Source organism: Aquimarina sp. MAR_2010_214 (assembly GCF_002846555.1).
Lineage (GTDB): Bacteria > Bacteroidota > Bacteroidia > Flavobacteriales > Flavobacteriaceae > Aquimarina.
In genome coordinates, this window is the sequence record NZ_PJMS01000001.1 from 795,761 (window position 1) to 819,105 (window position 23,345).

Annotated in this window: 21 protein-coding genes and 1 tRNA gene; 10 read left to right on the forward strand and 12 right to left on the reverse strand. The window is 30.4% G+C overall.

Going from position 1 to position 23,345, the window contains the following annotated elements; all coding sequences use genetic code 11:
* Nucleotides 1–19: 19 nt before the first annotated feature.
* The 5 genes from ATE84_RS03535 to ATE84_RS03555 form a co-directional block, all read right to left on the reverse strand.
* Entirely contained in the window at nucleotides 20–940 is a 921-nt protein-coding gene (locus tag ATE84_RS03535; protein ID WP_101445802.1) for a helix-turn-helix domain-containing GNAT family N-acetyltransferase, read from the reverse strand.
* A 69-nt stretch (nucleotides 941–1,009) separates the two neighbouring features.
* On the reverse strand, nucleotides 1,010–1,456 hold the full coding sequence (locus ATE84_RS03540; RefSeq protein ID WP_199176853.1) for a GNAT family N-acetyltransferase: 447 nt from the start codon (nucleotides 1,454–1,456) through the stop codon (nucleotides 1,010–1,012).
* A gap of 5 nt (nucleotides 1,457–1,461) precedes the next feature.
* Nucleotides 1,462–2,379 (reverse strand): cation diffusion facilitator family transporter, encoded by a 918-nt coding sequence (locus ATE84_RS03545; RefSeq protein WP_101445804.1) that lies wholly within the window; start codon nucleotides 2,377–2,379, stop codon nucleotides 1,462–1,464.
* 3 nt (nucleotides 2,380–2,382) lie between these two features.
* Nucleotides 2,383–2,817, reverse strand: coding sequence for a ribose 5-phosphate isomerase B (gene rpiB, locus ATE84_RS03550; RefSeq protein ID WP_101450815.1), 435 nt, complete (start codon nucleotides 2,815–2,817; stop codon nucleotides 2,383–2,385).
* Between the two features lie 550 nt (nucleotides 2,818–3,367).
* Nucleotides 3,368–3,607, reverse strand: a complete 240-nt coding sequence (locus ATE84_RS03555; protein WP_101445805.1) for a hypothetical protein — start codon at nucleotides 3,605–3,607, stop codon at nucleotides 3,368–3,370.
* Between the two features lie 547 nt (nucleotides 3,608–4,154).
* On the opposite strand from ATE84_RS03555, the gene rnr reads away from it, so the two are divergent.
* The 3 genes from rnr (at nucleotide 4,155) to ATE84_RS03570 (ending at nucleotide 7,831) form a co-directional block, all read left to right on the forward strand.
* Complete coding sequence (gene rnr, locus ATE84_RS03560) at nucleotides 4,155–6,353, forward strand: ribonuclease R (protein WP_101445806.1); 2,199 nt, start codon at nucleotides 4,155–4,157, stop codon at nucleotides 6,351–6,353.
* Between the two features lie 67 nt (nucleotides 6,354–6,420).
* Nucleotides 6,421–7,098, forward strand: coding sequence for a head GIN domain-containing protein (locus ATE84_RS03565; protein ID WP_101445808.1), 678 nt, complete (start codon nucleotides 6,421–6,423; stop codon nucleotides 7,096–7,098).
* Nucleotides 7,099–7,135: 37 nt separating this feature from the next.
* A complete protein-coding gene (locus tag ATE84_RS03570; RefSeq protein WP_101445809.1) occupies nucleotides 7,136–7,831 on the forward strand; it encodes a LysE family translocator in 696 nt (231 codons plus the stop codon).
* 30 nt (nucleotides 7,832–7,861) lie between these two features.
* Here the strand turns inward: ATE84_RS03570 and ATE84_RS03575 are convergent.
* Both ATE84_RS03575 and folB read right to left on the reverse strand, forming a co-directional pair.
* Nucleotides 7,862–7,932: transfer RNA gene (locus tag ATE84_RS03575), tRNA-Cys, on the reverse strand.
* 95 nt (nucleotides 7,933–8,027) lie between these two features.
* Nucleotides 8,028–8,384 (reverse strand): dihydroneopterin aldolase, encoded by a 357-nt coding sequence (folB, locus tag ATE84_RS03580; RefSeq protein WP_101445810.1) that lies wholly within the window; start codon nucleotides 8,382–8,384, stop codon nucleotides 8,028–8,030.
* A gap of 161 nt (nucleotides 8,385–8,545) precedes the next feature.
* On the opposite strand from folB, the gene ATE84_RS03585 reads away from it, so the two are divergent.
* Nucleotides 8,546–10,588: a glutamine--tRNA ligase/YqeY domain fusion protein gene (locus ATE84_RS03585; protein WP_101445812.1), complete on the forward strand. Its 2,043-nt coding sequence runs from the start codon at nucleotides 8,546–8,548 to the stop codon at nucleotides 10,586–10,588.
* 55 nt (nucleotides 10,589–10,643) lie between these two features.
* On the opposite strand, the gene ATE84_RS03590 is transcribed toward ATE84_RS03585, so the two are convergent.
* The 5 genes from ATE84_RS03590 to ATE84_RS03605 form a co-directional block, all read right to left on the reverse strand.
* A complete protein-coding gene (locus tag ATE84_RS03590; protein WP_143273558.1) occupies nucleotides 10,644–11,096 on the reverse strand; it encodes a hypothetical protein in 453 nt (150 codons plus the stop codon).
* A 337-nt stretch (nucleotides 11,097–11,433) separates the two neighbouring features.
* On the reverse strand, nucleotides 11,434–12,378 hold the full coding sequence (locus tag ATE84_RS03595) for an SPFH domain-containing protein (protein ID WP_101445814.1): 945 nt from the start codon (nucleotides 12,376–12,378) through the stop codon (nucleotides 11,434–11,436).
* Nucleotides 12,379–12,448: 70 nt separating this feature from the next.
* Nucleotides 12,449–12,616 (reverse strand): DUF4177 domain-containing protein, encoded by a 168-nt coding sequence (locus tag ATE84_RS26015; RefSeq protein WP_158237164.1) that lies wholly within the window; start codon nucleotides 12,614–12,616, stop codon nucleotides 12,449–12,451.
* Between the two features lie 129 nt (nucleotides 12,617–12,745).
* On the reverse strand, nucleotides 12,746–14,257 hold the full coding sequence (gltX, locus tag ATE84_RS03600) for a glutamate--tRNA ligase (protein WP_101445816.1): 1,512 nt from the start codon (nucleotides 14,255–14,257) through the stop codon (nucleotides 12,746–12,748).
* A 104-nt stretch (nucleotides 14,258–14,361) separates the two neighbouring features.
* On the reverse strand, nucleotides 14,362–15,408 hold the full coding sequence (locus tag ATE84_RS03605; protein WP_101445818.1) for an alkane 1-monooxygenase: 1,047 nt from the start codon (nucleotides 15,406–15,408) through the stop codon (nucleotides 14,362–14,364).
* A 101-nt stretch (nucleotides 15,409–15,509) separates the two neighbouring features.
* Between ATE84_RS03605 and ATE84_RS03610 the strand changes: the two genes are divergently transcribed.
* From ATE84_RS03610 to ATE84_RS03635, 6 genes are all read left to right on the forward strand, one after another.
* Entirely contained in the window at nucleotides 15,510–18,923 is a 3,414-nt protein-coding gene (locus ATE84_RS03610) for a DUF4175 family protein (protein WP_101445820.1), read from the forward strand.
* Nucleotides 18,916–19,335, forward strand: coding sequence for an rRNA maturation RNase YbeY (gene ybeY, locus ATE84_RS03615; protein ID WP_101445822.1), 420 nt, complete (start codon nucleotides 18,916–18,918; stop codon nucleotides 19,333–19,335). Before ATE84_RS03610 ends, ybeY begins: the two co-directional genes overlap by 8 nt.
* Before the next feature lie 98 nt (nucleotides 19,336–19,433).
* Nucleotides 19,434–21,305 (forward strand): tRNA uridine-5-carboxymethylaminomethyl(34) synthesis enzyme MnmG, encoded by a 1,872-nt coding sequence (gene mnmG, locus ATE84_RS03620; protein WP_101445824.1) that lies wholly within the window; start codon nucleotides 19,434–19,436, stop codon nucleotides 21,303–21,305.
* On the forward strand, nucleotides 21,305–21,772 hold the full coding sequence (locus ATE84_RS03625) for a hypothetical protein (protein WP_101445826.1): 468 nt from the start codon (nucleotides 21,305–21,307) through the stop codon (nucleotides 21,770–21,772). The genes mnmG and ATE84_RS03625 overlap by 1 nt, the downstream gene beginning before the upstream one ends.
* A 73-nt stretch (nucleotides 21,773–21,845) precedes the next feature.
* On the forward strand, nucleotides 21,846–22,331 hold the full coding sequence (locus ATE84_RS03630) for a hypothetical protein (protein WP_101445828.1): 486 nt from the start codon (nucleotides 21,846–21,848) through the stop codon (nucleotides 22,329–22,331).
* Between the two features lie 16 nt (nucleotides 22,332–22,347).
* The gene (locus ATE84_RS03635; RefSeq protein WP_101445830.1) at nucleotides 22,348–23,199 is read left to right on the forward strand and encodes a class I SAM-dependent methyltransferase; all 852 of its coding nucleotides are present in this window, start codon (nucleotides 22,348–22,350) and stop codon (nucleotides 23,197–23,199) included.
* Nucleotides 23,200–23,345: the final 146 nt, after the last annotated feature.

Genomic DNA, 23,345 nt, shown 5'->3' on the forward strand with positions numbered 1-23,345 from the left:
CTGTAAACTTGTGGGGGTTTTAAATATGTAAATCATATCTTCTTTCTTTAACAGGTTTACCAAAGGATGTCGATTCTATTTCTTTTGTTAGTTTAAAACCGTGCTTAAGATATAATGAAGCAGCAGTTTCTAGCTCATCTGCTGTCCACAAATAGCTTGATGTATACCCGCAGGAGTAGAAAAAATCCATATATAATTGTAATAACTTTCTGCCTAAACCAATACCTCTGTATCTTTCTTCTAAATAAAAATAACGCAACTGGGCACTATTATTTTCTCTTTTCATAAGTAAAAGAAATCCAATAATTTGATCATTATGTTCACAAACCCAAACACGTTCTTTATTTGGGTTATAGGATTTATAAAATTCATAGATGCCATTTGCAACATAGGTTTCAAATGAGATGCCATATTGAAATTCTTCAGCATATAACTTTCCATGTCTATGTATAATAAATCCTAAATCGCCTGGTTTTAAATGTGTTCTAATTTTTATATCATCAAGTGCTATATTCGACTTCTCAGACAATGTTTTTATGGATCGCATATTTTGTACAAGTGTTTGCGATTCTGCAGGAGATAAATGTGAAAACACTCTTTTTAATTGATTTTCTGAATTAGTATTGAGTTTTAAAAATTCCTTTTCTCCCAACTTAGTAAGTCGTAACACAAAAACTCTTTTATCAGCACTAGAAACAGTTCTCGAAATTATTTTTTGTTTTTCAAAGCGTTTTAAAATACGACTTAAATACCCTTTATCTATCTCCAAAAGTTCAATAATATCTGATGCAGTAAAACCGGGATTATGGTAAATTTCAAATATAATTCTAGCCTCTGGTAGTGAATATTTGCTATCTAAAATATGAGTGTCTAAAAGACCTATTATGTTAGTATAGAACCGATTAAATATCCTTATCTTATTGATATAATTTCTATTCATAACGTATATTAGTTGACAATGTCAACTAATATACGTTATTTATAATACATATTAAAATAGTGTAAGTATTTATTGGATAACCATAACAATATGTGGAATTCCATCTTCTAAATATTCTTCACCTATTTTTTCAAAATTATGAGTTTCATAGAATTTTTCTAAATAGGTTTGAGCAGATATCTTAATTTTTTCAGTATTATAATGTTCTTCTATTGCATTAATGCAGGCTTTTATTAAATCGTGACCATATCCAAATTGTCTTTCATTTTTGGAAACTACTACTCTTCCTATACTTGCTTTTTCAAAATAATCACCGGCATCGAATAATCTTGCATACGCAACAACTTCCTGTTCTTTAAATCCTATTACATGAAGTCCTTTTTGATCCTTATCGTCAATATCTTGATATATACACTCCTGCTCTACTATAAACACATCTGCGCGTAAGCGCAAAATTTTATATAACTCGAGTGTGGTAAGTTCGTCAAAACGTTTAACTTTAAATCTTATATCCATAAACTTTAATCTTGTACAATAATATCTTTATTATCTTCTTTCCCAAATTCTGGTTGAAGTGTTACATGGTTAATTCCAAATTTATCCCGTAACACATCTTCAATTGTATTTAATATTTCTCCAAACTCTGAAACTTTTATATCGATATTAAAATCAATATGCGCTTCTAAGTGTGTTTCTTCTTCATTAAGTTGCCATACATGGATATGATGAATACTTTTAACCTTTGGCAAAGCATTAATTCTACTTACTATTTCTTTTAACTTAATAGTATCAGGGGTATACAGCATTAATACTTTGAAAGATTTTCTTAGGAGATCATAACCTACAAAAATCAAATAGATGGCAATCGCAAAAGTCAAAAGACTATCTACCCAAAAAAGTTTATAAAACTTCATTAATACCCCTCCTATTAAAACTGCAAAAGATGCCATTAAGTCTGTTATAAGGTGTAAATATGCCGATCTCATATTCATGTTTACCTTGCTATCTCTTCTTAAAAGCAGAACACTTAGTCCATTCCCAAAAATTGCAATTATAGAAAGTATAATTACAACACGCGCACTTATTTCTTGTGGATTTTGTAATCGTTCTATCGCTTCTAGTACAAGAATAATAGCTATTACAACTAATGAAATAGCATTTATAAATGCTGCCATAATTTCGGCTCTTTTAAAACCAAAAGTTCTTTTAATAGAGGCTTCTTTTTTTGCTAACCGATTCGCAAAAAAGCTAACTATTAAAGAAAGTACATCACTAAAATTATGTAATGCATCGGATAATAGAGAAAGGCTACCAGAAGTCAAACCACCAATTACCTGAGCAGTTGTGATTCCAATATTTAATAGAATAGAAAATAACAAATTACGCCCAGTAAGCTTATCTTGAGAATATGAATGGTTATGGGCGTTGGTTTTTATCATAGGCTAAATACACATTGGTATTTTTTGTACTCTATTTAGGTGTCTGCCTCCTTCAAATTCTGTCGATAAAAACGTTTTTACCATTTCAACAGCTTGATGTAATGATGTAAATCTTGCAGGAATACATATGATATTGGCATCATTATGAAGTCTGGTTAGTTCTGTAATTTCTTTCGTCCAACAAAGTCCTGCTCTAACATTTTTGTATTTATTAGCTGTCATAGCAACACCGTTTCCGCTTCCGCAAACTAAAATACCAAAACTTGCTTTTTCAGTGTTTACATCTTTTGCTACTGGATGCACAAAATCTGGATAATCAACACTATTGTTTTCATTAGTCCCGTAGTTAGTAACTTCGATTCCTTCAGATTCTAAATATTCTGTAATTGCAAATTTGTATTCAGTTCCTGCGTGATCGTTTCCAATAGCTATTTTCATTTGTTTATTCATTTCATTAGTTAAGCAAAGATAATTTAATCTAAAAAAAGTAAACTCCAAAAAACCAATAATTTAACCCAATATTACGGTAATGTTAATAACTCATAACCTTCTGTTAACACTGGGTGTGAATAAACAGTTCTTAAAATTCATAAAGTTTTTTTGGTAGTTTTAATTATTATTAGAATACAAGGATAGTAAGAACAAATCAAAATTATAAACCTTATTTTTTTGGCTAAGTTTTCAAATGTAAAGTCAATGTTATAAACTACGGTAAAACCGTAATAATATTAAAAATTTAAGCTGTTGATTAACTATTAACAGTTGTTAATTAAATTTCATTTTTAGAACATTTTCAAGCAATTAGAATAATGATATCCTGTTCATATATATTTTAAAATTCAGTTTAACTTAAAAAACAAATAAAAGTTAAAAAAGTTATACCGCTATCCACACTATATTATAATCATCATTATTTATTTTTAAATTTAAAAAAAGAAAAAGATATATTTAATATATGTTGAAAACTATAAAAAATAAGAATACAGATTTATACAATTCTTAGATGAGAATTAGTGTTAAGATCATTTATGATTTGAAGTACTTTTTCTTTGTCTCTTTGATGAACTTTTAAATTAATACCTCCTAATGCATTTGAATAAAAAGGAAAAACACCTACCATTGTTTCATTTTCAAAGAAATAAGAAATACCTTCTTGATCTAAAAGTAGTCTTAGTATAGCATATTCAAAAGGATATGTATATGTTTTAATAGTAATAAAATCTTTCATTTTTTTGAATTATTCCTTGATGATCTTCCTTCTACAAGATACAAAATAAGCGTAACAATCAAATTGATATTAACCAAAACGAATATCAATTTATTTTAGATTGATAAATAAGTTTAGATAGTAAAGGATTAATTGATTTGACTAGCTTCGCGATCAGTTTTTACAGAACTATTTATTTCTGATTCTTCTAAGTTTTCTTTTTTCTGATCTATTGTATTGTTGATGTATAAAGTAAACGAATATATACCCAATAGAAATATGAGTATGAAGAGTAATATTATCTTATGTATTTTTTTGATTTTATGCATATCGAACTAAATACTAAACGGATAAAATCGAATCCTAGTGTACTAAAATTAAGTAAATTTTAAGAAAAATAACTGTATTTGTTTACTTTTTTTTAATGTAATATCTTGATTTACAGATAGTGTATTTTAGAACTATTTGGAAATAATAATATTTAAGTATTAATAAAAGTTTAAAGTTAAAATTATTGATGTTAAAAGATAAGCTGTACTTTTATCATAAATATATAGAATAGATATTAATGAAAAGAAAGAGTAGAAGAAGAAAAAAGTCACCTAAAATAGAGAATATCACCCAGGAAATACTCAAAATATTAAAAGCTGAATCAAGTAAAAGTTTTAATTATAAGCAAATCGCATCAAAATTAGGAGTAGATGATGCAAGTAGCAGAAACCAAATTATAAAAAAATTATCTCAACTCGCTGCTAAGAAACAGATTGAAGAAGTAGAAAGAGGAAAGTTTAAAATTATACCTAATATCAATACCTATACAGGTGTTTTAGAAATCACTTCAAAAGGTACAGGATATGTAATTGTAAAAGATCTTGAAGAAGATATTTTTATTCCAAATAACAATCTTAATAAAGCGCTGAACGGAGATGAAGTTGAGGTTTACGTATATCGTAGAAAACGAAGAGGAAAGAGCGAAGGAGAGATTTCCAGGATTATTTCTAGAAAAAGAAGTGAATTTGTTGGCGTAATTGATATTCAAAAAAACTATGCCTTTGTAAATATGCAAGACGGCAAAATGTATACTGATATTTTTATACCTAAAAATAAAATTGCAGATGCAGAAAACGGTAATAAAGTTTTAGTAAAACTAGAAGATTGGCCAGAAAAAGCAGATTCTCCTTTTGGAAAAATAATTAAAGTATTAGGAAAACCAGGAGAACACAATACCGAGATACATGCTATTTTGGCTCAGTATGGTTTGCCCTATGAGTTTCCTGAAGAAGTCGAGAATTATGCAAATACTTTAGATACATCGATTCAAGAATCAGAGATCAAGAATCGTAGGGATATGAGAAAAATTCTTACGTTTACTATTGATCCCAAAGACGCTAAAGATTTTGATGATGCGTTATCATTTCAGGTTTTAGAAAATGGTAATTATGAAATCGGAATTCATATAGCAGATGTATCACACTATGTAAAACCAGGAACAATACTTGATGATGAAGCTTATGAAAGAGCAACATCAGTATATCTGGTAGATAGAGTAGTACCTATGTTACCCGAAGTTTTATCTAATAATGCCTGTTCTTTAAGACCAAATGAAGAGAAATATACATTTTCTGCAGTGTTTGAATTAAATGATAAAGCAGAAATTAAAAACCAATGGTTTGGAAGAACAGTAACGTATTCTGATGCAAGATTTGCGTATGAAGAAGCGCAACATATTATAGAAACAAGTGACAATGTAATTCCGGCAGAGATCTCACTTACCAGAAAAGAATATAAAGCCGATCAAAAAATCGCTGATGCCGTACTCAAATTAGATGAACTTGCCAAAATCATGCGAGGTAAACGAATGGGTGAAGGAGCTATTTCTTTTGATAAAGTAGAAGTGAAATTTAGTTTAAATGAAAATAACGAACCTGTAGGGGTGTTTTTTAAGACTTCTAAAGACGCTAATAAACTTATTGAAGAGTTTATGTTACTAGCTAATAAAAAGGTCGCAGAATTCATAGGAAAGCAAAATCCTAAAAAAACATTTATTTATCGTGTGCATGATGAACCAAATGATGAAAAATTAGCAGCGCTACAAAATATTATTGGAAGATTTGGATATAAACTGGATCTTAGAGATAGAAAAACTACTACAAAATCATTAAATGGATTATTAAAAGATGTTCAAGGTAAAAAAGAACAAAATTTGGTTGATACGCTAGCTATACGCAGTATGAGTAAAGCAGAATACACTACTCATAATATTGGTCATTATGGATTAGCATTTGATTATTATTCGCATTTTACGTCTCCGATACGAAGATATCCTGATGTTATGGCACATCGTTTGTTACAGCATTATTTAGATAAAGGGAAATCTGTTGCAGAAGATGAATATGAAGAAAAATGTAATCATAGTAGTAGTATGGAAAATCTTGCTGCCAGTGCAGAACGTGATTCTATAAAATTTATGCAAATAAAGTTTATGAAAGATCATGAGGATGAGCAATTTTTGGGAGTGATTTCTGGAGTAACCGAATGGGGTATTTATGTAGAAATCATTAGTAATAAATGTGAAGGTATGATTCGCCTTAGAGATATGAATGATGATCACTATATTTTTGATCAAGATGAATATGCTATTATAGGAGAACAGACCAAAAAAGTATATCAATTAGGAGATGAGGTATATGTAAAAGTAAAAAATGCTGATCTTATAAAAAGACACTTAGATTTTATCTTGTTAGGAAACAAGGAAGATATAGAATAATCAAAAATTAGTGTCGTTATATTTTATATAAGATCAAAATTGAAATATAAATATTAAAAATTTGGTGATGAAAAATTTGAAATTTCTTTTTGTGTTTTTATTGGTCGCATTAGGACAAGCACAAGAAGACGTTAAAACCAAAAACCTGGATTATTTTACAGAAGTAAAAGTTTTTGATAAAATAAAAGTAACTCTTGTTAAAAGTGATAAACATAAAGTTATAGTCTCTGGTTATAAAAGATACGATGTAGAAATTATTCAAGAAGGCCTTATTTTGAAAATTAGAATGTCTTTGAATAACCTATGGGATAAAAGCAATACTGAAGTTTTGGTTCATTATGAGGAACTTAGAAAAATTGATGCTAATGAAGGATCAACGGTAGAAGTAAAAGATGTTCTCAACAGAAATAAACTTGATATAAGAGCTCAAGAAGGAGCAGTCATACTAGCAAAAGCTGAAACAGAAACAATATTTATTAAAGCAGTTACAGGTGGAGAAGTGCATTTGGATGGTGCATCTAAAGAACAGGAAATTATTATAAATTCTGGAGGAAAATATTTTGGTAGCGAACTCAAAACAGAAAAAACACAAGTGAAAATTAGTGCAGGAGGAGTAGCAGAAGTATATGCTAAAGATTATATCAAAGCAAATACTAATGCAGGAGGAACTATTAGAATTTATGGAAACCCAAAACAAAAGGATACTAAAAAATTTTTAGGCGGAAAAATTGTTGAAGTTAACTAAGTAGTTTTTAACTTTGTAATAAATTCGCTTAGACCCTATGCTTCAAGATGCTCAAGCAGCTATACCATTAGGTTTTTTATTAGCCTTTTTGATTGGACCCGTTTTTTTTGTACTTCTGGAAACAGCAGCTATTAAAGGGTTTAGGGCAGCTTTAGCTGTGGATTTAGGAGTTATCTTTGCAGATATAGTATTTATTCTTATCGCTTATTTTAGTACCAATCAGATTTTAGAAAAAATTAAAGATGATCCTGCATTATTTATATTTGGGGGGATGTTATTATCTACTTATGGTGTAATTTCTTTTATACAGGAAAGAAAAAACTATAATAAAATTCGAGATACCTCAGTAGAAATTATCAATAAACACAATTATTTTGTGTTATTTATAAAAGGGTTTTTACTCAACTTTATAAATATTGGTGTATTAGGATTTTGGTTAAGCGTTGTTATTGTCATAGGACCACAATTAGACATGAACACGAATAGGATTCTACGTTTTTTTACAATGGTAATAGGCACATATCTTTTTATTGATTTCTTTAAAATGCTGTTAGCAAAACGATTGAAGAGAAAATTGACACCAAAAAGAACTTATATCATCAAGAGGATCATTAGTATTGTTATGATTGTGTTTGGCATATTTCTTATTTTAAAAGGTGTTTTACCAGATACTATGGAGAAACGAATTCAAGATGAAATTGAAAAAATAACACCAGAATCCAGGTTTAAATAAAAAATCCTGCACATAAGTACAGGATTTTTGAGGTGTCGAGCGGATTCGAACCGCTGTAGATGGTGTTGCAGACCACTGCCTAGCCACTCGGCCACGACACCCAATTTTTGATTGGAAGGCAAATGTAAAAAAATTTATGATTACTTCTTAAATGATTTTACAATAAAAAGCGTTTTATACAATTTTAACACTATAGTTAACGTTTTTTACTTCTTGTAATAGTAACCATTTCTACATTTCCACCAATAGGTGGATTAATTTTTGAAACATCTACAATAACTTTATCAACCAATGGCAGTTCATCTAATATACGAACTAGAATTCGCTCTGCAGCATGTTCTAATAATTTAGAACGAATAGCCATTTCTTCTTTTACAATATGATTAAGATGAACATAATCTACAGTTTCTGCTAAACGATCAGATATTGCAGACTCAGATAAATCAGCCTTAATCTTTAGATCTACTCTGTAATCAGATCCTATTTTTTTCTCTTCGACAAGGCATCCATGATAGGCGTAAACCTTGATGTTTTTTAATTTTATTAATCCCACGGGGTTTTTAGGCAAATGTAAAAAGAATCTTTATGATTTAAACAGGGAGAACACCCCTTTTCTGATGAATTTTAGTAATATTAAAATAATTGTATTAAAGATTTTTATACAATAGCAAGGCAGGATTAGAATTTGTAGTTTTGTGTTTTATTAGATTATAGATGTCAGAAGAAAAAAAACCGCTTAATTTTATAGAGCACATTGTAGAGGAGGACCTTACAACCGGTATGAGTCCAGAAAATTTACGTTTTCGTTTCCCTCCAGAACCCAATGGGTACTTACATATAGGGCATACCAAAGCAATAGGTATTAGTTTTGGTCTTGGTCTTAGGTATAATGCACCGGTAAATCTACGTTTTGATGATACTAATCCTGCCAAAGAAGAACAGGAATATGTAGACGCAATTAAGGAAGATATAACGTGGTTGGGATATCAGTGGGATAAAGAATGTTATTCGTCTGACTATTTTCAGCAATTATACGATTGGACCGTTCAACTTATTAAGGATGGGAAGGCTTATGTAGATTCTCAATCAGCAGAAACTATCGCTTCTCAAAAAGGGACTACGACAGAACCAGGAAGTAATAGTCCATACAGAGATCGTTCTATTGAAGAGAACTTAGAGCTGTTTCAGAAAATGAAAGAAGGTAAGTTTGATGAAGGCGAGCATGTAGTGAGAGCTAAGATCGATATGGCAGACCCAAATATGTTAATGCGAGATCCTTTGATGTATAGAATATTAAAAAAATCTCATCATAGAACAGGAGATGATTGGTGTATTTACCCAATGTATGATTGGACTCATGGCGAAAGTGATTATATAGAAAACATCTCACATTCACTATGTTCTTTAGAATTTAAACCTCATAGAAAATTATATGATTGGTTTCTTGATCAAATATATAATACTAATATACGACCAAAACAAAGAGAATTTGCAAGGCTTAATTTAAGCTATACTATTATGAGTAAACGTAAATTACTCAAGTTGGTAGAAGAAGGTGTAGTATCAGGATGGGATGACCCCAGAATGCCTACAATTTCGGGATTAAGAAGACGTGGATATACTCCAACATCAATACGAAAGTTTGTTGAAACTGTAGGTGTTGCAAAACGCGAAAACGTAATTGATGTATCATTGTTAGAATTTTGTATTAGAGAAGATCTTAATAAAACTGCATCAAGAGTAATGGCTGTTTTGGATCCTGTTAAACTTGTTATAACGAATTATCCAAAAGGAGAAGAAGAATGGTTAGAAGCAGAAAACAATCCAGAAGATGAAGCTGCAGGTTCTAGAAAAGTACCCTTTTCTGGTGAATTATATATTGAAAGAGAAGATTTTAAAGAAGAGGCAGGTAAAAAGTTCTTTAGATTGACGTTAGGAAAAGAAGTACGTCTTAAAAATGCATATATAATTAGGGGAGAACATGTGATCAAGGATGCCGAAGGAAATATTACAGAAATCCAATGTACATATGATCCAAAAAGTAGGTCGGGTAGTGGTACCGAAGAATCAAAACGTAATGTAAAAGGTACATTGCATTGGGTATCAATAGCGCATGCTATTCCTTCAGAAGTTAGAATATATGATCGATTGTTTAGCGATGAAGCACCAGATGGCCATAAGGATAAAGATTTTATTGAATTTTTGAATCCAGACTCTTTAAAAGTAATAACAGGCTATGTAGAACCCGGCTTAAAAGATGCTAAACAATTAGATCAGTTTCAGTTTCAAAGATTAGGGTATTTTAATGTAGATATTGATAGTAAACCTGATGCTTTAGTATTTAATAAAACTGTTGGTTTACGAGATACGTGGGCAAAGGCAAAACCAGTTTCTACATCTCAAAGTAATCAAAAGAAACCTCAGAATCAGCAAAATGGTATACCTCCAATCGAAGAAATAAAAAGAGCGGGGAAGAAGTATACAAATGTACCAGATGCTAAAAGAGAGGTGCTTAAAACTAAGATTATCGAAGCCGCTAAAATGGTGGAAATAGAAGAGCTTGTACCACTTTATGAAACAGCTGTTAAAAAAGCGGGAACTCGTATTGCTACTATGATTGCTTTAAATGTAATCCTTAAAAATAAAGGGATTCAGCCTGATCAGTTAGCAAAAGATTTTGTTACTAAAGCTCTTGATGATAAGAATGAACTATTACAATTAGAAGCCAAAGAAATTGCTTCTAACTATAATATATAATGGAAGAACTTATAGATACTGAATCATTTTCAGTATCTATAAGTTTTTTTAATTCTTAATTATCTGCAATATGCTCATCTAAAGGAATTTCAATGTTGGTTTTAAAATTTGGGAAAAGCTCTTTAGTTTGCGGATCGTTAAGAAGTTTATTAGATTCTACAAAATACCATTGAGACTTTTTCTTATTATAAAATCCGAATAATGAACTTTTTAAGGTAATTAATTTACCGTTAAAATCCATTTTTATGGTGTTTTTAACTAAACAATGATATTCTTTTTTTTCTTTTTTTATCTCAGTTACTTCATCAACTTCAGAACTAATGATTTTTATTTTTTGAGCATCCATGGTTCTAAAAATTTCGTTCATGGTATCCATTAGTTGTTTCTCTCCATAAGCTTTGTAAACTTCGGGGTGAGTATATTTTAGTATTGTACTTAAATTTCTATCCATTGATGCTTCAGAAGTTGCTTTTGCATCTCGTAATGCATATTCTTTTAGTGTATTCATATTTTGACAAAAAACACTTCCAGAAATTAAAAGGAAAATAAAAAGGAAATTTTTCATGAGGGAAAATTTTTCATAAAGATAAGTATTTTTGTGCCATAAGAAATTCTTATAATTTTCATTAAACTATTAATTTTCCTTATTAAAAATAGCTTTATATAAAACGATATAAAGGAAGAAAAAAAATTAGTAATATGATTGGATCATTTTTATATGTGGATTGTGTAAAAGTGCTTTATTTTGAGTTTTATAAAAAATAACTACAGTTTTTAAACATTAAAGAAAAAATAAACCCGATCATAAAATTTGATCGGGCTTGACAACTGAAATTATGTTTTTATTAATTTTTATCTGGTTTCTTACCAAGACCTTTTTTTGCATTTTGTTTTTTCATTTCTTCTCCAATTTGATTTGAAGCTGTAAATGATGCAATCATATTATTTAACATATCACTTCCGGCTTGTGGAGAATTGGGAAGTAAAATTAAGTTACTATTGGTTTCCTCTCCAATAGATTGTAAAGTATCATAATGCTGTGTTACTACAATTAGGGCAGAAGCTTCCTGAGAATTAATACCTACATTGTTTAAAACGTCAACACTTTCTTCTAAACCTCTGGCAATTTCTCTACGTTGATCTGCAATACCTTGTCCTTGTAACCTTTTACTTTCTGCTTCGGCACGGGCTTTTGCAACGATTTTAATTCTTTCAGCTTCAGCTTCATATTCTGCGGCAACCTTTTCACGTTCAGCTGCATTAATTCTATTCATAGCCTCTTTGACCTGTGCATCAGGATCTATATCGGTTACTAAAGTTTTAATGATGTCATAACCATAGTTTATCATAGCTTCATTAAGCTCTTGTTTTACAGCAATAGCTACATCATCTTTACGTTCAAAAACATCATCCAGTTTCATTTTTGGTACTTCAGCACGAACCACATCAAACACATAAGATGTAATTTGATCATGCGGATTTTCTAATTTATAAAAAGCATCGTATACTTTTTCTTTAATAACCTGAAATTGAACAGAAATTTTAAGACGTACAAATACATCATCTTTTGTTTTGGTTTCGACAAGAACATCAAGTTGTTGAATTTTTAGATTGATTCGCCCAGCAATTCTATCAAAAACAGGAATTTTAAAATGTAATCCTGAGTTTCTGATACTTAGAAATTTACCAAATCGTTCAACGACTGCAGAAGTTTGTTGTTTTACGGTAAATATTCCTGAAAGCAGAATGATAAACCCAAAGATTACTACTGGAATTAAATATAGGCTCATTGTTTTATATATTAATAGTTAAATTTTTTTCTGTAAATCAATGTACTAATAAATTGTAAATGATTGATTGTTATTTTGAAAGAGTTATCATTGCGATGTTAGTATTGGCTAAAAAAGAAATGTCTACAACATCCCAACCTTGTTTAGAAAATTCATTCATAGTATTTTCTACCTTTTTTCTTAGTTTTTCTGTAGACCAATTTTCTGATATACGTATAACTTTATATTGTTTTCCCATGACAAAATAATTCTTTAGATTTTATACTTTATAAGTATTAAATATGAAGGAAATGTTACAGATTTTTATAAACAAGAAGACCATTGTTTAGCTAAACAATGGTCTTCTTAATTTTTGATATCGATGTTGTTAATTTTTTTCGATAGCGTTTTCTATCCTTCTAATGGTTTCTTTTTTACCAATCATTGAAGCGATTTGAAATACATCAGGTCCTTGAAGTGAACCCACTAATGCTATACGCAATGGCATCATGATTTTACCAAAACCAATTTCTTTTCCTGTAATCCATCTTTTTACAATGGTCGAAGCATTGTCTTCAGAAAAATCTGGAATATCACTTAGTATTCTTGTTAATTCGTGCATTAAACCTGAAGTATCTTCTTTCCAGGCTTTTTTAATTGCTTTTTCATCATATTCACTAGGTGATAAAAAATAAAAATGACTTAGGCTCCAGAGATCTTTAGTAAATGTAGCTCGTTCTTTTATTGTATTTATAACAACATCTAGATCTAAGGTTGTAGCAATGTTTTTTTCAGATAGAATGGTTTTAAATTGTTTTGAGAGTAGGGTATTATCCATTTTTTGCAGCTGTTGCTGTTGGAACCATTTGGTTTTTTCAGGATCAAATTTTGCACCAGCTTTATTAACACGTTTTAGATCAAATTCCTGAATCAATTCTTGAAGAGAAAATAATTCCTGTTCTGTACCTGGATTCCATCCTAAAAAGGCAAGCATGTTAACAACAGCTTCTGGCAAATAACCATCTTCACGATATCCTGAAGAAATATTTTGAGTTTTAGGATCTGTCCACTGCAAAGGAAACACTGGGAATCCCATTTTATCACCATCTCTTTTGCTAAGTTTTCCTTTACCGACTGGTTTTAGTATTAGTGGTAAATGAGCAAAAATTGGTGACTCCCAACCAAAAGAGCGATACAAAAGAACATGAAGTGCTAAGGAAGGCAACCATTCTTCTCCTCGAATTACGTGTGTAATTTTCATTAAATGATCATCCACAATATTGGCAAGATGATACGTAGGCATCCCGTCACTTTTAAATAAGATTTTATCGTCAAGAATGTTAGTGTCAATTTTCATATCTCCTCGAATCTCATCTGTAAGATGTAAAATTTCATCTTTAGGAGATTTAAATCTAATGACATAAGATTCACCAGAATCAATTTTTGCTGTTACTTCATCCTTAGATAAAGATAAAGAATTGGTAAGTTTTTCTCTGTTATGCCAATTATAGATAAATGTTTTACCGTTGGCTTCATGATCTTTTCTGTGTTTATCAAGAGCTTCTGAAGTATCAAAAGCATAATAGGCGTGACCATCTTTTATCAATTGATCAGCATATTGCTTGTATAAATGTTTACGTTCACTTTGTTTATATGGGCCAAACCCTCCATCTTTTCCTGGTCCTTCATCAAACGGAATACTACACCAATCTAGTGCTTCTTTAATATATTCTTCTGCTCCGGGAACATATCTGTTTTGATCAGTATCTTCTATTCTAAGAATAAAGGTTCCATTGTGTTGCTTGGCAAATAGATAATTAAATAATGCAGTTCTCACACCTCCTATATGTAAGGGTCCGGTGGGACTTGGTGCAAATCGTACCCTAATGTCTTTTGTCATGATCGTGTTTTTTAAACTTTAAGAAGTCTTACAAATAAAAGGCAAAGATACAATCTTAAATATGCTATGGAAATGATTTTAATAGATAACCTTTTAATTTCTTACTACCGTTTATATACTTTCATTTCACGTGGAACACGTTTATTCATAATCCAAAACCATAGGGGAGGAAGTAATGATATTACCATGGATGTAGGATAACCAAAAGGTAATTGAGGACTGTTATCATGATGATCCAAAATCTGATATTTTTTTGATGCTCTGTGATGATGATCACTATGTCGTGTTAATTCATATAGCATAATTCTTCCTAAGGTATGGTTAGAATTCCAGGAATGAATTTCCTTTACACGCTCATAACGGCCAGAAGAAGTTTTTGTCCTTACTAGACCATAATGTTCTATATAATTTATAGTTTCAAGTAATAAGAATCCTGTTATTCCACTTAAGATAGCAACAAGTAATCCATAGAGACCGAAGAAATATGTAAGTAACATGAGATATATAATGGTAATTAAAAAGTACCAAAGCATGTCATTTTTTATAGAGAAGAAAGCTTGATTGTTTTGGTTTAATAGTTTTAGTTGTATTTTCCATGCACTTATGTATTGTCGTATAGTTGAAGTTATCCAAAACAAATAGACAGGTTGATTGTATCTTGCTGTAGCTGGATCTTCTTTGGTTGCAACTTTAAGGTGATGACCAAAATTATGTTCAATATAAAAGTGCATATACAAAGATGGTAGCAGAAGTGCTTTGCCTATATAACGTTCTTTGGTAAAACGATGACCTAACTCATGTCCTACATTTATACCATTAGATCCTAATACGATTCCTAAGGAAATAATAATACCAACAACTTCATACGTATCCAGATTTGATGATGTACAGGTATAAATAGCAAAGAGTAAAATACCATAAACCATTGGGAGATTAAAGTAAAGCATCCAGTCAAATATCTTTTTTTTGGATTGTAATATTTTATGGTTGCCATCTATATTTTTGGAAGATGAATTTGTAAATAATTCCAATATTGGAATGACACCAAAGGCATATATAGGAGTTAGGTAAGTATAAATTCCATGTAACCAGATACCAATAATTGCCATAAAAGGTATTGTGTATGCACAAATATATTTAAGATCTTTCATAACAACTTATGTTCTAGAGGATTGAATTATCATAAATATAACAATTCTATTAAAAATAAAATTGTAGATTTAGTGGTTAATGAAAAAGGAAGGTTTAAAATATGGATAATTTTCAATTCATAAAAAGTAAGTTAGAGCAGTTTACAAGAAAATATTATATCAATGAACTTATAAAAGGTATTATACTTTTTTTTGCTATTGGTGTTTTATATTTTTTAATAACACTGTTAATTGAGAATTTTTTGTGGCTTGGTAAGCTAGGAAGAACTATACTGTTTTGGCTGTTTATCGCTGTTGAATTTGGTTTATTTATAAAGTTTATACTAGTACCAATTGCTAAACTATTTAAGCTTACAAAAGGAATAGATTATGAAAAAGCATCTGGGATAATTGGAAATCATTTTCCTGAGGTAAGTGATAGACTTTTAAATTTATTACAGCTAAGCAAAAATGACGATTCATCTGCTTTGCTACTTGCGGGTATTGAACAAAAATCAAATGAACTAAAACCTATCCCTTTTAAGCTAGCTATTAACTTTAAAAAGAATGCTAAATATCTTAAATACGCAGCAATTCCTGTAGCTATATTCCTACTATTGTTTATTTTCAATAAGACTGGCTGGATTTCTGATAGTTATAAAAGAGTTGTAAATTATGAAGTCGCTTATGAGCCACCAGCACCATTTCAGTTTTTTATAATTAACAAAGATTTGAATGCTTTCGAAAATAAAGACTTTATACTTAAAGTGAGAACTGCAGGTGATATTGTTCCTGATAATGCTACAATTACATATAATGATGAAATATATTTTTTAAAAAATGTAGGCTTAGGTGAGTTTGAATATAGATTTATTCAACTAAAAGAATCTTTAGAATTTGTTATAAGCGCGAATGAAGTTAATTCGCTACCGCATAGTTTGTCGGTGGTTCCTATTCCGGCGTTACTTAATTTTGAGATGAAATTAGACTATCCTAATTACACTAAAAAGAAGGATGAAATTTTAAAAAGTTCTGGGAATGCAACCATCCCAGAAGGAACAAAAGTGGATTGGATAGTGTATACAAGAAACACAGATAAGGTAGAATTAAAGACCAAAGATTCTGTTGTTCCATTAACAAAGAACGGAACGAATTTTTCTTACCAGAAAAAGGTGTATTCTAATATGGATTATCAAATCACTACATCGAATAAAAACGTAAAGGATTATGATAATTTGGCGTTTAATCTTAATGTAATTAAGGACCAGTATCCAGAGTTAAATTTGAAATCTGAAAAAGATTCAGTTGACAATCAAACTATTTATTTTTTTGGTAGAATAAGTGATGATTATGGATTAAATAAACTTCGATTAGTATACTATGATAAGGAGAATGCATCTGATATTAAGATTAAAAATATAGCCATTAATAAAGCTGTGTTTGATGAATTTATATATGCTTTTCCTGCGGGAATTGATTTGATAGAAGGGCTTAATTATGAATTTTATTTCGAGGTTTTTGATAATGATATTATTCATAATTATAAGAGTACAAAAAGCCAGGTATTTAATTTTCGACAACTCACAAAAGAAGAGAGAGAAGATACATTATTAAAAAAGCAGAATGAGGCGATATCTGGATTGAATAAATCATTAGACAAGTTTAAGGAACAAGAACAAGAATTAAAAAACTTAAGTAAAACTCAAAAAGAGAAAAAGAATTTAGATTTTAATGATAAGAAGAAGTTAGAAGATTTCTTAAAAAGACAAAAAGAACAGGAGAAAATGATGCAGGATTTTTCTAAAAAATTAAAAGATAATCTTGAGCAGTTAGAGAATAAGGAAAAACAAGAACCTTTCAAAGATGCACTAAAAGAAAGACTAGAAAGGAACGAAGAAAAGTTAAAAAAGAACGAAAAACTTCTCGAAGAAATTGAACGTCTTGCTGACAAAATTCAAAAAGAAGAGTTAACAAAAAAACTAGAAGAGTTAGGTAAGGAAAATAAGAATATAAAGAAAAATCTAGAACAACTTTTAGAATTAACCAAGCGATATTATGTGATAGAGAAACACGAAAAACTGGTTAAGGAGTTAGAAGATTTATCAAAAAGACAAGAAGAATTGTCTGAGAAAAATGATGAGGAAAACACAAAAGAAAAGCAGGAGGAATTAAATAAAGAGTTTGAAAATTTCCAGAAGGAAATGAAAAAACTAAGAGAAGAAAATAAGGATTTAAAAAAACCAATGAGCCTGGATCAGAAAAAGGAAGATGAAAATGAGATAAAAAAAGAACAGGAAAAAGCAAGCGAGAACTTACAAAAGGAAAACAAATCTGACGCTAAAAAAAATCAAAAAAGTGCAGCTCAGAAAATGAAGCAGATGAGTAGTGGTATGATGATGCAAATGCAAATGGCAGGTGGAGAACAACAGCAAGAAGACATGGAGATGTTAAGACAGATTTTAGATAACCTTGTTGATTTTTCTATAGGACAAGAAGGTTTAATGAAAAGGTTTAAAGGTATAGATATTAATAATCCCAGCTATTCATCTAAACTTAGAAAACAAAGTATATTAAGGGAGAATTTTATACATATAGATGACAGCCTTTATGCTTTAGCATTACGAACACCACAAATAACAGAAAGTGTAACACAAAAGCTTACCGATATAGAATTTAATATTGATAAATCATTGGAAAGATTGGCAGAAAACCAAGTTGTTCAGGGTTCGGCTAATCAACAGTATACTGTTACTGGATCGAATGACTTAGCATATTTATTGAGTAGAACTTTGGATCAGATGCAAAACAGCATGTCGGCTTCAGGTAGTAAAGGCAAGAGTGGTTCTAATGAATTTCAGTTACCAGATATTATAAAGAAACAGGATGAGCTAAATAAGAAGATGGAAGAAGGTGCTGAAAAAGGAAAAAAGAAAGGCGATAAAAAAGGAGAACAAGAGGGAGAAAAGCAAGGAGAAAAGCAAGGAGAAAAGCAAGGAAAAAAACAGGGTAAAAATGGCAAAGGTGGTGGTAAGGAAGGAAACCAAAAAGGGAGCAAAGAAGGGAATAAAAAAAATGGAGAGGGTAAAAATGGAGAAGGTGAGTCACAGATGCAAAAGGAAGATATGAATGGTGAGTTATATGAAATATATAAACAACAACAACAACTTCGAAATGCACTACAAGATAAAATTAGAAAAGAAGGAAAAGGAAATAAAATTGGGAGTAGCTTGTTGCGTAAAATGGAAGAGGTAGAACAAGAACTTTTAGAAAAAGGATTTAATGAAAGAACGTTATCAAAGATGCTCAATTTAAAACATGAGTTGCTTAAACTGGAGGATGCAACTTTGGAACAAGGTGAGGAGGAAAAAAGAGAAAGCAAAACAAATCAAGTACAGTTTGGTAATCAAAATAGACAGCAATTAGAAAAGGCAAAACAATATTTTAATACTACTGAAATATTAAATAGACAAGTACTACCTTTGCGGCAAAATTATAAACAAAAGGTACAAGAGTATTTTAAGAAAGATAATGATTAATTTTTTTTACGAAACGAACATAAAACTACCCAATGAAGCCTCTTTATCTTCTTGGATTAATGCAGTTATTTTATCAGAAAACAAGTCAGAAGGAGAGATTAATTTCATCTTGTGTGATGATAAGTATTTGCTTAAAATAAATCAGGATTTTTTGGATCACGATACACTCACTGATGTTATAAGTTTTGATAATACAATAGGGAACCAATTAAATGGTGACATATTTATTTCTGCAGAAAGAGTAAAGGATAATGCCAATGAATTTATGGTTTCTGAGGAGGAAGAAATGAGACGAGTTTTGATACATGGGGTACTTCATTTTTGCGGATATAAGGATAAGTCTGATATAGACGAAAAGCTTATGAGACAAAAAGAAGAGGAGAAATTACTAATGTTCCACGTGGAACATTAGTGTATTATGATAGTGTATAAAGTAATAATTGTTCCACGTGGAACAATTATTTTTGATTAATAAATTTATGTTCCACGTGGAACAATTGTATAGAAATTATGTTTGATACGGAGTATGATGTAATAGTAGTTGGTGCAGGTCATGCAGGAAGTGAAGCGGCAGCGTCAGCTGCCAATTTAGGTTGTAGCACTTTACTTATTACAATGAATTTGCAGAACATTGCTCAAATGAGTTGTAACCCGGCTATGGGAGGAATTGCAAAAGGGCAAATTGTAAGAGAGATAGATGCACTTGGTGGGTATAGTGGAATCGTGAGTGATCGTACTGCCATACAATTTAAAATGTTGAATAAATCAAAAGGACCTGCAATGTGGAGTCCAAGAGTTCAAAGTGACAGAATGCGTTTTGCAGAAGAATGGAGGTTGCTGTTAGAGCAAACTCCTAATTTGGATTTTTACCAGGAAATGGTGAGTGGACTTTTGGTTGAAAATGGAGAAATAAAAGGAGTACAAACATCTCTTGGAATTGAAATAAAAGCAAAGACCGTTGTGTTAACTAACGGAACATTTTTGAATGGATTAATTCATATTGGAGAAAAACAATTTGGTGGAGGTAGAGCTGGTGAAAAAGCCGCAACCGGGATAACAGAACAATTGATTGATTTTGGTTTTGATGCTGGAAGAATGAAAACAGGAACTCCTCCTAGAGTGGATGGAAGATCTTTGGATTATTCTAAAATGATTGAACAACCAGGAGATGATAATCCTGAAAAGTTTTGCTATACAGATGCAACAAAACCACTCACAAAACAAAGATCATGTCATATGACGTATACCTCTTTAGAGGTTCATGATTTGTTACGAGAAGGCTTTGATCGTTCCCCAATGTTTAATGGTAGAATTAAAAGTATCGGGCCAAGATATTGTCCATCTATTGAGGATAAGATTAATAGATTTGCAGATAAAGAAAGACACCAATTGTTTGTAGAACCCGAAGGGTGGAATACAGTAGAAGTTTATGTAAACGGATTTTCTACATCCTTACCAGAGGATGTTCAATTTAAAGCTTTGAAATCTGTAGTAGGTTTTGAAAATGTAAAATTTTTTAGACCAGGATATGCCATAGAATATGATTACTTTCCTCCAACACAGTTAACGCATACTTTGGAGACAAAATTAATTTCAGGATTATTTTTTGCGGGACAAATTAATGGAACTACCGGATATGAAGAAGCAGCTTCTCAAGGATTAATGGCGGGGATAAATGCAGCGCTAAAAGTAAAGGAAAAAGAATCTTTTATTCTTAAAAGAAGCGAAGCGTATATCGGTGTTTTAATAGATGATCTTATAACTAAAGGAACAGAGGAACCATATCGAATGTTTACTTCACGTGCAGAGTACAGAACTTTGTTAAGACAAGATAATGCAGATTTTAGGCTTACACCAAAATCCCACGAAATTGGTTTGGCTTCAGATGAACGAATGAAGAGAATGGAAGAGAAGGAAAAGAAGGCAAGTAACTTTGTTCAGTTTTTTAAAGACACAAGTGTTTCTCCAGAGGAAGCAAATCCTGTTTTAGAAGAAAAGAAGTCATCAACGATTAATCAGAGCGGAAAACTATTTAAATTGTTTTCACGACCACAGATTACTTTAGATGATATAAAACATTTTGAAAAAGTTTCTGCATATATAAAAGAGAATAATTTGGATAAAGAAGTTTTAGAACAAACAGAGATTCAGGTTAAATATTCTGGTTATATAGAAAAAGAAAAAAATAATGCAGATAAACTAAATAGACTTGAAGATGTGAAAATTCCAAAGAATTTTGATTATACAAAATTGAAATCTTTGTCCTATGAAGCAAGAGAGAAAATGTCTAAAATAAAACCAGCAACCGTTTCTCAAGCATCACGAATTAGCGGAGTGTCACCAAGTGATATTTCTGTACTTTTGGTTTATATGGGTAGGTGATGGATTATGTCATAATTCGAGAGTCAGAAGCCCCAATAGTTAAAGTGTTTTCTTTTATTACAATTTTTGTTTTTGTAGTGACATCTTTTTTTATTTCTAAGTTTTCTATAATTTTAGGTGTTCTGTTTTTTTTGATTGGCTTGTTTTTGGCTGGATTTTCTAATGCTTATAGAATTACTAAAGATTTTAATAATGAAAAACTCTTTATTCTTTATGGGCGAATTTTTTGGAGATCAAAACTTGATTTAGAATTTCCGGATTATATTTCCGTTTTTCATGCTTCATTTGTGAGTAGAGATGAGGTAGAAGGAACTGAGGATAAATTTAAAAAGTGGGTAGTTCGATTTTTTAGTGACAATAGATTTTTTACAATTTTAGAAGAAAACGATTATCATATTGCTTTAAAAAGCGCTAATGAGTTAAGTGAACTTTTGGGAGTTGAAGTTTATGATAGATCTAAAAAATAGTTCCACGTGGAACATTTTTTGTTGCAAGGGATTAATGATGTCTTTTAATTTTTGAAAACAAGTAATTATATTAATGAAAAACACTTTTATCCTTTCTGTTGTTTTATTATCGTTTTATTCTTGTATCACAATACACAAGGTAAGGCAAGTTGATAATTTTAGAATTGAAACAGAAAATATGTTTAATGAAGAATCGTTTCTTTTTAAACCTAATATGTATCCAGAAGAAGCAAAGCGTTCATTACGAAAACAGTTTGGCTTAACAAATGATCAAAACCTGTCGGATTTTGATGTAAAACTGTTCGATAATTTTGATGTTGAATTTAATGTCAAAATAAGTTTTGATGTGGATAGAGAAGAATCTATGAATTTTGCCTCTTATTTAATTAATAAAGAAGATTATGAAAATGACATAGGAGATGCTGAAACTTTTGTAAAAATTATTATTGTAGATACTAATGGTGATAATTGCCTTTCTACAAGATCATTATTTTATAATAAAACCAGGTCGTACTTAATTGATATTAAAAACAACATAAAAATAGAACCCTTATATTAAATTTTCTAGTACATAAATGAATACACAAAAAACCTTAGATTTTTTTATTGAATGTGAAGATTATACGGTTTCTGGAGAAAAGTTTCAGTTGCTTTATGATAAAGAATATGATATGTTGGTTACTTCTCCAAAACCTAATGAAAAAGAATTGGGTAAATATTATGAGAGCGAAGATTATATTTCTCATACAGATTCAAAACGATCTCTTTTTGAAAAACTGTACCATTTAGTAAAAACCTATTCTTTAGGAAAAAAAGTTAAACTTATTTCCAAATTAAATAAACAACAAGGTTTCCTTTTGGATATTGGAGCAGGGACAGGCGATTTTTTAAGTGTTGCAAAAAATAGCGGTTGGAGAATTGAAGGAGTAGAACCAAACAATCAAGCAAAAGAATTAGCAATCCAAAAAGGGATTGATTTAAAATCCAAAACGGCTGATTTAGATTCAAAAAGTTTTGATGTTATTACGATGTGGCATGTTCTTGAACATGTACCAGATTTGAAAATTCAAATTAAAGAATTAAAACGTCTTTTAAAACCAAATGGATTTGCGATTATAGCTGTTCCAAATTTTAAATCATACGATGCAAAACAGTACAACTCTTTTTGGGCAGCATATGATGTGCCCAGACATCTTTGGCATTTTTCTAAAACTGCTATCCAAAAGCTTTTTGAAGAGGAAAATTTGAAGTTAGAAAAAACACTCCCTATGAAATTTGATTCATTTTATGTGTCGCTTTTGTCAGAAAAATACAAAAGTGGTAAAATGAACTTTTTAAATGCTTTTTGGATTGGATTACGTTCTAACCTTAAAGCAAAACGATCTGGTGAATATTCTTCACATATTTACATCCTTAAAAATGGCTAATTTTTGTTTTTAGGCGCTTTTTTTGTCTTTTTAATACATGCTATACGTATTTATACTTCTTTTTTTTAAAAACGGCTTAAATGAGCTTATTTTTAGTAGGTTTTGATAGTTTTTTTATATAATAAAAAATAAAATAATTGTTTTTT